This is a genomic window from Nostoc sp. (assembly GCF_036917655.1).
Lineage (GTDB): Bacteria > Cyanobacteriota > Cyanobacteriia > Cyanobacteriales > Nostocaceae > Nostoc.
In genome coordinates this window covers 72,927-84,900 of sequence record NZ_JBALCY010000077.1, presented here as the reverse complement: position 1 = coordinate 84,900, position 11,974 = coordinate 72,927, and the positions used below count along the sequence as shown (strand labels likewise).

Below are 11,974 nucleotides of genomic sequence, written 5' to 3'. Positions count from 1 at the left end.
GGAGGAGGGACGGAAAATTACTTACAACTCTCTCAGGGCATACTGGTGCAGTCAACAGCATCACTTTTAGTCCTGATGGCCAAACTATCGCCTCAGCCAGTCAGGATGGAACAGTAAAACTCTGGAGGAGGGACGGAAAATTACTTACAACTCTCTCAGGGCATACTGGTGCAGTCAACAGCATCACTTTTAGTCCTGATGGCCAAACTATCGCCTCAAGCGGTGATGATAATACTATTAAAATTTGGAGCCTTGATGGTAAAAAACTGCAAACTCTAAATCTGCAAAATGCTGTGTTTTCCATAGCATTTAGCCCTGATGCTCAAACACTAGCCAGTGCTAGCGGAAATGACGTAATTCTCTGGCATAGGGCAACAGTTGATAATCTCATAGCTGCCCTGAAAAACCCAAGTGTAGATGTTCGCCGAACTGCTACCTCAGCTTTAGGGAACTTAGGTTCACAAGCAAAGACTGCTGTCCCTGCTCTGACTGAAGCACTGAAAGATTCAGATCCAGGTGTTCGTCAGAATGCTGATTCTGCTTTAAAGCGTATTAATCGTTGATCAAAATAGATCAGCTTGCTCAAAAGAAATGCGATCGCACATCCCCACAAGTATATAGAGTATAAAAGGCGATCGCATTCCTTACCCACCGTATGACAAACCAAACTTTTACCAACGGTTATGCATTACTTATTGGCGTAGGTGCAGATTTACCTGTCACTGTACTAGATGCAACGGCTATACGAGATATACTGATTGACCCAAGTCGCGCCGCCTATCCACCAGAACAAGTCACACTGCTAACCGAAACCTCTGCAACTCGGCAAAATATCCTCGCAGCTTTTGACGAAATCATCGCCCAAGTCAATCAAAATCCTAATGCGACTGTCATCATTTACTACTCTGGTCACGGTGGACGCATCCAGCGCACCAATGAATACTTCCTTGTCCCCTACGGCTATGACCCCAGCCAACGCGCAGACACAGCCATCTCAGGTGTAGAATTTACCCAAAAGATTGAAGCAATTACAGCGCGTAAACTCGTAGTTTTATTAGATTGCTGTCATGCTGGTGGCGTTCCAGCTTTGAAGGAACCAGGAGAAACATTTGTAAAATCACCCTTACCGCCGCAACTGTTAAATGTGCTAGGAACGGGAAGCGGTCGAGTTGTGGTTGCTTCTTCGCGAGAAGACGAATATTCTTACACGGGTCAACCCTACAGTGCTTTCACTGATTGCTTGTTGTCAGCCTTGCAAGGAAAAGCAGCGGTGAATAAGGATGGCTATGCACGTATTCTTGATATTTTAGTTTACTTGTTTGACCAAGTGCCAAAAAGAGCATCAGGGCCGCAGCACCCGTTTGTAAATAAAGTGCTGGATTTGGGCGATAATTTTCCCCTTTGCTATTACGCAGGTGGAAGTAAATTTTTGCCTGGTGAAGCAGCAACTATTGAAACTAGTCCATCTGCTACTAGCTTAACTGCTGGAGGGCGACGGCGATCGCAACAAAAACGAGACGCACTTCAGGCAGAATTTGACATCCGCAGCGAGAAGTTAAAGCAGATGAAGAAAGCTGTAGTTATTGAGGCTGGTACGGCAGTTAAGTTTCAATTAGAACAGCAGCTTCTTGATGAAGAGACAAAACTGGCATATCTTAGCGATGAACTGGATAAAATTGAGTCTGCATTGCAATCATGAAACTTATGTAAATATACAGTTATTTGGCGGATGAAAATCAGGATTTCCTTACCCAGAAAACAAGGAAAATAGAGATATTCAGTTAATTGGTGTTTGTTTATACTATTTCAAATTTTTGTAGTCGTTATACTCATAACTTAGGTTCTACCTGGGAATTAGGAAGTGGCTTTGCCACTTCTTTTTATTGATCTGGTAGCTCAGTAAAAAATAAATTAAAAGTTAAAAGTAAATTTGTTGAACTTTTAACCTTTATTAATTCTTATACCATTTCAGAAAATACCTGCTACATACACGTTAATAGGGGCGTATAGCTTACGCCCCTACGCTGGTTCATTTGTTGCAAAGATAATTGACAATGGGATGAGATCGTGTTCGTTTAATTAGCCAAGTAGTCTGATGGAATTCTGATCATATAGACATGATATTAATCATTACTCATTGTATCTTGCCATCTCTCACGTTTGGGCTTAGTCTCCACATCGCGCGATCGCGCTTCTTGCCAAGTCCCCCACATTAGGGATTGCTGTTTTTCAACATGGTTAATAAACTGCATGATTGATTGATCTGCTTTGATGGGAGTTTTCAAATCAAACTTAATTGTTTGGACAATCTTGATGTCACCCATGAGAAAGTACTTACCTGCAATCTTAGTCAGCCATAACACAACTCGATTGCATAACCAACCAAAAAATCCTTTACGTTTCTTAGTAATCAACAGGATTTGACCTTCAGCTTTTCCGCCTTCGTGGAGGCGAACTGCAAACATCGTATGGACATGGAAGAAATCGGGGCCAAGTGTCACAATGCCAATGCTACCGTACCAATAGCAAATACTGTAAGTTATGGCATTTTTGTAGAAAAGACGGATGAGCTTAATCAAAGATGAACTATCTTTGATGGGTGTAATATTACTGAAGATAATTGCATTTTCGTTCAGTTCCTGTCTTTCAAAAATAATTTCTATTGGCAGTTTGTGAACTGCATTGACGTGTTGAGCATCAATCGCATTAATCATCACCACATTGGGGTGACAGTTCATTACAAAGTGAGAATGGATGGCGACATCACAATCTTTTTGTTCCAATTCTGGAACAAAAGGTAGGGGTTGTTGTGGTATTTCTCCAGTCCAAACCCAAATCATCCCGTACTTTTCAGCAGTGGGCCAAGTTTGTAACTTTAGGGAAAGCGGCGCATCTAAACATGGGATATCAATACACATCCCTTCAGCATCAAACTTCCAGTGGTGGAAAAAACAACGTAGTGCATTACCCTCAACTTTGCCTTCAGCAAGATGAGCGCCCATATGTGGACAGTAAGCATCAAAGGTAACTACTCTTTTGTCTTTACCACGGTAAATCACTAATTCTCTGCCCAAAATCGTGATAGGTTTTACTTCACCCACCCGCAGATTTTGAGATGGTATTACCCAATACCATCCTTCAATAAAACGCTCTGGATTATTAAAATTTTTAGGTTTACGGGTTGAGCTAAAAGTCTGCGAGTTGAGATTCATTTTTATGGTTTCACTTGAAGTGAAGCAGTTGATCTAGAAGTAACATGGGAACTTAAAAAAAACAGTTACTTTCAGTACCATGACAAACAGTTACCCAATAAATGGATAAAATTAAGAAGGTAAGATTTTAAGCAGATATTATTAGCAACGTCAAGATTATCCTAATCAAATCTCAGCTAAAATAAGCTAATATTCATTCAGGATAGATATGGGAAAAATTAAAATTTAATAAAATTTCTAATTAGATAAAACTTTTAACTACTGATGCCAATATTTTGCTAAACTCTCAAACTGCTTAATAATTAGTAAAATATGTAATAATAATTACAATATTTGGGAAAATCTGCCGTGTTAACTCAGGAGACAAAACTGCTTTTAATTGGTCAGGTAACAGATATAAGCGGAATCCCCATTAGGACAATTCGCTATTACGAGAGTTTAGGCTTAATCAAATCATCAAGACGAACAGAGGGAGGCTTTCGCCAGTTTTCATTGGATGTGCTGACTCGTCTAGCATTTATTAAAAGGGCGCAAAATCTTGGTCTTAGCCTAGAAGAGATTGGAAATATTCTTCAAGTCTATGACCAAGGACAAGCTCCCTGTGGCGAAATTAAAGAAAAGCTCGAAGACAAGCTCTTGCAAATTGATCACCAAATTGATCAATTGTTAACCTTACGTTCTGAAATAGATGGATTACTTTCAGGCTGGAAGAATATCGACAACCATCACAAGGATACAATTTGTCCGATTCTTCAAAATATTCCTCAGTGCTGAGAAAGAAAAAGCAAGAAATGAAGTTTAAGAGGATGAATGAACAAGTCTAATTTATTACTGCCCTGGCGACTAGAAGTCGCGCGCCAGGTGCAACAAGAGTGGCTCGCCGCCCAACGCACTGGCTTGGCTATACAGACAAAACCCACCTGCGTGGGTTAAAAATCCTTGATTTTCTCTTAGTCCACGGAGGTGGACGAGAGTTTGTGTAGTAGCGAATTCTATTCGCCCAATACTTTTCAAACATCCTCTAAGCAATTTCTTGATTATTCACTCAGAACTTAGGACTCAGGACTTTTATAAAGAAGAAACCACCATAACTCTAGTCCAATTAAGGCGAAACCTGCGATCGCAACACCAACTTTCAAGCCCAAAGGTTGCTCAATGTGTTGAAATTGACTGGTTTGCTCTGACAAGTGATCTGGCATTTCTGCTAATGCTACGCCTGATGTTCCAGTGAAAAGCACTAAAGCTGTAAGGCTTCCCCAAAGCATTTTTTTACTGAACATTTGCTAAATTACCCTGCAATTATGAGGTAGTTTTTGGTTGAAAGTTACGCAATCTGAGAGCGTTGCTAACAACAGATAGTGAAGAGAGAGCCATCGCAGCTCCGGCGATAATTGGATTCAGTAACCAACCAAAAATAGGGAACAAAATTCCAGCCGCAATGGGAATGCCAATAACGTTGTAAATAAAGGCAAAGAAGAGATTTTGCCTGATATTATTGATGGTGGCGCGACTAAGTTGAATTGCTGTGACAATTCCTTGCAAATCTCCAGAAATTAGGGTAATATCGCTAGCTGCGATCGCTACATCTGTTCCCGTACCAATGGCAATTCCCACATCAGCCTGTGCTAAGGCTGGCGCATCATTTATACCATCGCCAACCATCGCCACAATTTTAGATTTTGAGTCGCACCTTTGGTGCGCTTCCAGCGCAACTTGGATTTTAGATTTTGGAAATCTCTCTATCTCTCTTTGTAGAGATTGGATAATCGCCGCTTTCTGATCTGGACGCACTTCGGCAAAGATTCGCTGGATGCCAACTTGTAGAGCGATCGCATCAGCAGTTTTACGATTGTCTCCGGTCAACATTACTACTTCCAAACCTAACTTTTGTAAAGCTTTCACCACTGCTGCTGATGAAGGTTTGAGGGCATCGGCAATACCCATTATTCCTTGTATTTCGCCATCTACAGCAATCAAAATGACTGTTTTACCAACTGCTTCCCATGCATCTTTATACTGCTGGAGAATGATGGTGTTAATTCCAAGTTCTGTTAACCAGCGTTGTGTACCAATTTGCACAAGCTGATTTGAAACAACTGCTTGGACACCACTACCTGCGATCGCCTGAAAGTTCTTTGCATCTATTAAACTCACCTCTTGAGACTGGGCGTATTTCACCACCGCTGATGCTAAAGGATGCTCAGAATTGTGTTCCACCGTTGCGGCTAACTGTAAAAGCTGGAGTTCGTTACCATTAGCTGTGCCGTTGACAGTCACAAAGTCTATAACCGTAGGTTTCCCCTGAGTCAAAGTGCCAGTTTTATCTAGAACAATGGTTTGAATTTTGTGTGCTAGTTCTAAGCTATCGGCACCCTTAATCAAGATGCCATTTTCTGCACCTTTGCCCGTCCCCACCATTACAGAAGTGGGGGTAGCTAAACCTAAAGCACAAGGACAAGCGATAATTAGTACACCTACCGTTGTGATTGTTGCTAAGGTAAGGTTACCTGTGAAATTAAACCAAATGACGAAAGTGGCGATCGCGATCGCAATCACAGCTGGTACAAACCATCCTGTCACCTGATCTGCCAAGCGCTGAATTGGTGCTTTAGAACCTTGGGCTTGTTGGACTAATTTGACGATTTGAGCCAAAAACGTATCATTTCCGACTCGTGTCACCCGAAACTGAAATGCACCCGTACCGTTAATCGTCGCCCCAATCACCTCATCTCCTGGCTGCTTTTTGACTGGCAAACTTTCACCCGTCACCATCGCTTCATCTACCGTCGAAGCGCCTGTAATCACTTCGCCATCTACCGGAATCTTCTCACCAGGACGCACCAAAATTACATCGTTGATTCTGACTTCGGCGATCGGAAGATCAATTTCCACACCATCACGGATAACTCTGGCATCTCTGGCTTGCAATCCAATGAGTTTGCGGATGGCTTCAGAAGTTTGCCCCCTAGCGCGATTTTCCAACAACCGCCCCAGCAAAATTAAGGTAATGACGATCGCGGCAACTTCGTAATAAACATGAGGTATCAAGCCCTGAGCAATAAAAAATTTCGGGAAAACAGTCACAAATAAAGAACATAGATAGGCTGCACTTGTACCCAAAGCAATCAGCGTGTCCATCGTCGCCGTATGGCGCTTGAGAGTTTTCCAGCCATTGCGGTAAAAAGATCCACCACACCAGAACACGACGGGTGTTGTCAGCACTAACTGTACCCAAGGATTTTGCAAGAAGCTGGGAATCAAAGGCAAGTTCAGCCCAGTCATCATGGGCAACGACCCCAAAAATAGGAAAATGCTGATTACACCTCCCACTACTACCTTGAGAGAGAGTTGGCGTTGTAATGCTTGCCTACTTGCTTTCTCGGCATCATCTTCTTCGGTGAGCAATTCTTCCTGGAGTGAGTAGGAAGAGTATCCCGCAGCAGCGATCGCAGCTTGGATTTTCTCTAAACTGGCTAGAGAGCGATCGTACTTGATGGTGGCTTGTTCTGCTCCAAAGTTAACGTTGCAGTCAATCACCCCAGAAACAGAGCGAATTGCCTTTTCGATGTTGTTGGCGCAACCAGCGCAACTCATGCCTCGAAGTTTGAGTGTGAGAGTATCCATAACTAGATGAACCCCTGTAATTGGTATGGCAGGATCTTAAACATTAGACCTCTTGCAAAAGTCCCAAACACCCCAGTCGAATGGCACTAAGAAAAGATATAGCCCTTACCCTGACGGGTTCCCAGCCTCTAGGCTGCGAACCCATTCTGGGAGGCTCCGCCTCCAGTAGCTTGACCAGAGGCAGAGCCTCTTTGAATACATTCCCAGCCTCCAGGCTGGGAACGAGGCGACACAAGCCTTTGGGCTTTTCTTAGTGCCATTCCACCCCAGTCTTAATCCCCTCCTCGCTTGCGGCTATCCATTAGTCACATCTTTCTTTACAATCTTGAAACGCTTGTTTTACAAGTATCTTGAACACTGAGGTGTCAGGCATACTTGACAAATTAGCTATTTGTCTTCTCGCTAAAATTAGGTTTTTATTGAGAATGAACAACGAACGAATCAGGCTTAGAAAAAACGTGAGCGATCGCTCTCACAAATGTTAAGAAAGATCCGGGTAATGGATAGCCTTATTAAGGAGAGGGGAGACAAAGCGTAGCTTTGGCGGGGTGGGGTTCAAATTTCTGATTTATGCAAGAAGTCTATTAAGCAACTGGATAGCCAGCAGCAGCCAACGCTTCCTTAATTGCTGTTTCTGATGCTTGAGTTTCTACACTGACAAGCTTGGTTGTTGGATCAGCCTGAATGCTAGCATTGGCATCGACTGCCTGAAGTGCTTTGGTGATGGTGCTTGCACAAACAGAACAAGCCATGTTGGGAACTGTGAGTTGGAGAGTCATAGATTTACGGGATAAAATGAACAACCTAGCCATACCAAACTGGATGACTGAGGGATAACCGTCAACAGTCAGAAATAACTGGAAAGAAAATCGCCTTGAATTCATCCTAGACTCTCCAGTTGGCTAGAGAGTCTAGAGAATTTTAAAAGTTTTTCGCTAAACTTCAAATTTCTTTACAGGCGTAGTATATAAATCGCTAAAAATACAAAATACTACAAAACACTTGTCTGTCGATGCAAGTATGTGTTATCAAGGCTATATAACCTGTTGTTTTCCCCACAGTTCTGGGAAAATGACACTTGAGACACGGCTGCTGAACCCAAGTCTCCTACTCTCTTCACAACAAAGGGTCTTTTTTAAGGCTCTATTTGGAGTTTTCATGCAGCCAAAAAATTTAAAACGTCTCTTGCGTGCTTTAGAGCGGCAGGGTTTGGATGTAACTTACAATAATCGCACTTATTCTGTCCGTTTAGTTAATTCTCCTGATGCTCCTGTAGCAGAAGTGCTGCTACCAGAAGACTTCCCCGTAGAAGCTAAGGCACTCAAGCAGTTAGCAAATTTGGCAAGCGTCCGCCACCCGTCAGGTGGATGCGTGTGTCGTGCCTGTGGTACGCCTGACTTTCACCCAGGTGATGCGGGTGTTGCAATTGGTTCAATTGTGGAAACTGTGGGTCAGGTTATCCCTGGCGCTGTCGGTTCTGATATCAATTGTGGAATGCGCTTGCATGTTGTTGATTTGACAATGGAGGAATTTCTGGCAAAGCGTGACCAATTCGTAGAAAAGATGAAGGGAGATTACTTCTTTGGTACGCGTGATGTGACAATGACTGCTGACGCAATGCGATCGCTATTTCAGTACGGAGTTCCCGGTTGGCTGGATGCAATGCTAGTTCAGCCTACCGGGAGTGTAGTCAAATCTGATTTGCAACAACTTGCCCAAGAGAGCGATCGCATCTTCTTAGGTGGTTCAATGGATGGTGACTGGAAACTTGCGCCTGAAGAATTGGTTCCCGATGCCGGACTGGCAACCATTGGCGGCGGCAACCATTTTGTAGAAGTGCAACGGGTTGATAAAGTCGAAAATCGCCCACTTGCCCACGCCTGGGGAGTGCACGAGGGGCAACTAGCTTTTATGATTCACTCTGGTTCTCGAAATGTGGGTAAGTATATTGGGGGAATGTGGCGGGATAAAGCTAAGGCAGCTTGGCAAAAAGGTCTGAAGTACCCTGATTCTCAAATTTTCCCTCTCTCTACCCATTCTCACCCCGAACTAGTTGCGAGTTACCTGCAAGCTGAGGCCACTGCTGCTAACTATGCCTTTGTCAATCGCCTGCTGTTAGCGGAACTGCTACGTCTGCGTTTGCGAGAAGTATACAAAGATGTGGAAGCACCTCTAGTTTATGACTTGCCGCATAATATCACCTTACCAGAAGGTCAGGGATGGGTAACACGCAAAGGCGCTTGTCCCGCCCATTTAGGGCAACCAGTAATTATCCCTGGTTCAATGGGTGCTTATTCTTATCTGATGGTGGGTAAAGGCAATCCAGCATTTTGTAATTCTGCCTCACATGGGGCGGGAAGAATTTATTCTCGCTTCGACCTCAACCGCAGAGGTGCATCTCAGAGTGAAGCAGAACTCGGATTAACTGGGATAGACTGCATCACCCTGCGTGAAGAACGCCGAATTGAAGAAGCACCCGCCGCTTATAAACCGATTCAGTCTGTGATTGATGTGCAGGTTGAGGCAGAAATGGTAGACGTTGTGGCGCGATTGAGTCCGGTGTTGACGTTTAAGGCGTAAGAGATTGTGAATTAGTCAAAGGCAATGAATTATTGCAGCTAGATTTGTCTAAATGCAGTTCAAGAGTTTCTTGCCACCTGATTGAACGATAAAGTGTAATTAGGGGAGTAAAAGAAATTTCAGCTTTTACAACCCTATCTCTTCAAATAAGGAACAGCAATTTTATGCAGATGCTCGATATAAACACAGCTAGCCTTCCTCTATCTGTAGTTCGCATTGAAGTAGAACGGCTCTTTGGTAGGTATACATATACTTTATCAAAAAAAGATAATAATCCTCACATAGATTCTTCACTAATCATCCTTTATGGTGACAATGGTTCTGGTAAGACGACCATCCTTAAACTTTTATTTCACCTGCTCTCAACAGGGCACCATCGCGGTCATCGCACTTTTTTAGCTAAAACCCCTTTTGCCAAGTTTTCAGTCTTTCTTGCTGATAAAACAAGTATTATTGCCAGTCGCGAAAATGGTGTATTAATTGGATCATATCGACTTCAGCTTTCACAAGGAAATAACATTCTCTTTACTGAAGATATTCAGGCTGAGTCTGATAATAGCATCAAAGGAAGACATGATTATCTACCAGGATATGAATTTTATAAGAATACTTCGCAACTTCAATTAAGTTTATTTTTATTAGGCGATAATAGAGTTTTAGATAGTGACATTTTTGAAACTGAAGATATAGAAGATGAAAAAAAATTAAGGCGCATATTATTATCAAATATTGGCAATACGCTTGAAGATAAATATAGCATAAATAGAGAAGATGCTCTTAAAACATCTATTCATAGAACTGAAGAATGGATTCGTGAACAGGCATTAAGAGGCGCTAACCAAGGGGCAGAAAATGTTCATAGTATATATGAGCAAATTATTCTAACAATTATTCAAAGTTCAGGCAAGATAGTTGAAGAACTACCACCATCATCTGCAATGCTAATTGAAGAACTCAAAGCTCATGAGAATCGCAGCAAAGATTTTTCTCGCTTTGGGTTAATGCCACCATTGGAGGCTCAGAAAATTGTTCAGATACTGCAATCTAATGCTCAAGCTGATTACTCGATTATATCAAGAGTTTTAAAACCATACTTAGATAGTGTAGCGGCACGTTTTGATGCTCTCCAGGATACACAAAATTTATTGACCATTTTTGAAACGACCATCAATAAGTTATTTTTTCGTGATAAATATATAAGGTTGCATGTCAGAGACGGACTAAAAATATTTACTGAAGAAGGAAAAGAATTATCTTCAGAAACGCTTTCTTCAGGAGAAAAGCAACTCCTACTACTTTTTTGTAATACTCTGACGGCGAGAGACAAGGCAACAATCTTTATTATTGATGAGCCAGAAATATCACTAAATATTAAATGGCAACGTCAACTTATTCGTGCATTGCTTGAACTGACAAAAGGAAGCCAAGTTCAATTTATATTAGCTACTCATTCAATTGAATTACTTTCTCAGTACAACAACAATGTCGTTAAGCTTGTGAAGATGGAGAAATAATTGAGAAATGGAGAATGAAAGACGACGCACGCTTGACGAACTTGTAGATAGATATGAACTTGAGCCTGATCTGTGTGATATCTATGTTGAAGGTAAGACAGATAAGCTATTGATAGAATGGTTTTTAGACCAGAAAGAACATCAAGGTTTCGTTGTTTATGAAATTGATACAGTTGAAATTCCTGCCCAATTATTATTTGAACAAGGATTAAAAGATAATAATCGAAGTCGTGTTATTGCTCTTGCCCTATATATACAAGATAAACTATCAGAAACTCCTCTGCATCTTATATGTATTGCAGATAAAGATTTTGATTTGCTATTTGGCAAAGAGTATCAGTGTGATTTACTATTATTTACTGATTATTCGTGTCTTGAGATGTACCTATTTAACGAGGTTGTTTTAGATAAATGCCTGCGTTTAGGACTACGTTTGCCTCAGCCCGAAGCTGGGGAAATACTTAATCAAGTTTCTAAAGTATTAGAGTATTTATTCTTAATTAGGGCTACAAATGAAGCACTTGAATTAAATATGACATGGCTAAAAAATTTTGGGGACTGCTGTAAATTGAATAAAAAAAATCAGATTCAGTTTGATTCAACAACTTTCATTACTAAATATTTAAATAGTAATAGTAATCGCTCACAAGAATCGAGATTCATAACTAAACTCGAAGAATTACGTGCAAAAGAACTGATAGAAATACGATATAAAATTCATGGGCATGATTTTACTGAGCTTTTGTGTTGGTACATCAGACCCTATCTTAGGGAAGAAATCAGGAATTCTTACAATTCAAAGATTCTTGCAGGAAGCTTATTGGCATGTATTGATGCTGAAAAGTTAGCTCAAGAAGGTCTATTTCAAAACTTACTTGCTCGTATTGGCAGATATAGGACTTACGCATTGACAGAAAAGACCAAGTATGGGTGATTTGAAAAACCACATTCATCGTCGGGGCAATTCATGAATTGCCCCGACGACGCGGGTCTACTTACCATCCATGAATTGATTAATAAAAACCTGAAACGGCGTATTTACGT

10 protein-coding genes are annotated in these 11,974 nt (G+C 41.5%); 6 read left to right on the top strand and 4 right to left on the bottom strand.

The features are described 5' to 3' along the window. On the top strand, positions 1-563 hold a 563-nt coding region (locus tag V7K30_RS30205), incomplete at its 5' end, for a HEAT repeat domain-containing protein (protein ID WP_335005696.1). A 92-nt stretch (positions 564-655) separates the two neighbouring features. Further along, positions 656-1,699, top strand: a complete 1,044-nt coding sequence (locus V7K30_RS30200) for a caspase family protein (RefSeq protein ID WP_335005694.1) — start codon at positions 656-658, stop codon at positions 1,697-1,699. 424 nt (positions 1,700-2,123) lie between these two features. Here V7K30_RS30200 and V7K30_RS30195 read toward each other — a convergent pair whose 3' ends face one another. Next, complete coding sequence (locus tag V7K30_RS30195) at positions 2,124-3,212, bottom strand: aromatic ring-hydroxylating dioxygenase subunit alpha (RefSeq protein ID WP_335005692.1); 1,089 nt, start codon at positions 3,210-3,212, stop codon at positions 2,124-2,126. A 348-nt stretch (positions 3,213-3,560) separates the two neighbouring features. On the opposite strand from V7K30_RS30195, the gene V7K30_RS30190 reads away from it, so the two are divergent. Beyond that, positions 3,561-3,986 (top strand): heavy metal-responsive transcriptional regulator, encoded by a 426-nt coding sequence (locus tag V7K30_RS30190; protein ID WP_335005690.1) that lies wholly within the window; start codon positions 3,561-3,563, stop codon positions 3,984-3,986. Positions 3,987-4,264: 278 nt separating this feature from the next. On the opposite strand, the gene V7K30_RS30185 is transcribed toward V7K30_RS30190, so the two are convergent. The 3 genes from V7K30_RS30185 to V7K30_RS30175 all read right to left on the bottom strand — a co-directional run bounded on the left by V7K30_RS30185 (position 4,265) and on the right by V7K30_RS30175 (position 7,615). After that, positions 4,265-4,492 (bottom strand): hypothetical protein, encoded by a 228-nt coding sequence (locus tag V7K30_RS30185; protein WP_335005688.1) that lies wholly within the window; start codon positions 4,490-4,492, stop codon positions 4,265-4,267. Between the two features lie 19 nt (positions 4,493-4,511). Beyond that, a complete protein-coding gene (locus tag V7K30_RS30180) occupies positions 4,512-6,836 on the bottom strand; it encodes a heavy metal translocating P-type ATPase (RefSeq protein WP_335005686.1) in 2,325 nt (774 codons plus the stop codon). A 584-nt stretch (positions 6,837-7,420) separates the two neighbouring features. After that, positions 7,421-7,615: a heavy-metal-associated domain-containing protein gene (locus V7K30_RS30175; RefSeq protein WP_292791713.1), complete on the bottom strand. Its 195-nt coding sequence runs from the start codon at positions 7,613-7,615 to the stop codon at positions 7,421-7,423. A 379-nt stretch (positions 7,616-7,994) separates the two neighbouring features. Here V7K30_RS30175 and V7K30_RS30170 point away from each other — a divergent pair, with 379 nt between their 5' ends. The 3 genes from V7K30_RS30170 (at position 7,995) to V7K30_RS30160 (ending at position 11,864) form a co-directional block, all read left to right on the top strand. After that, positions 7,995-9,416 (top strand): RtcB family protein, encoded by a 1,422-nt coding sequence (locus V7K30_RS30170; protein WP_335005684.1) that lies wholly within the window; start codon positions 7,995-7,997, stop codon positions 9,414-9,416. Between the two features lie 164 nt (positions 9,417-9,580). Further along, positions 9,581-10,930, top strand: coding sequence for an AAA family ATPase (locus tag V7K30_RS30165; RefSeq protein ID WP_335005682.1), 1,350 nt, complete (start codon positions 9,581-9,583; stop codon positions 10,928-10,930). A gap of 7 nt (positions 10,931-10,937) precedes the next feature. Continuing rightward, on the top strand, positions 10,938-11,864 hold the full coding sequence (locus tag V7K30_RS30160; protein WP_335005680.1) for a DUF4435 domain-containing protein: 927 nt from the start codon (positions 10,938-10,940) through the stop codon (positions 11,862-11,864). Positions 11,865-11,974: the final 110 nt, after the last annotated feature.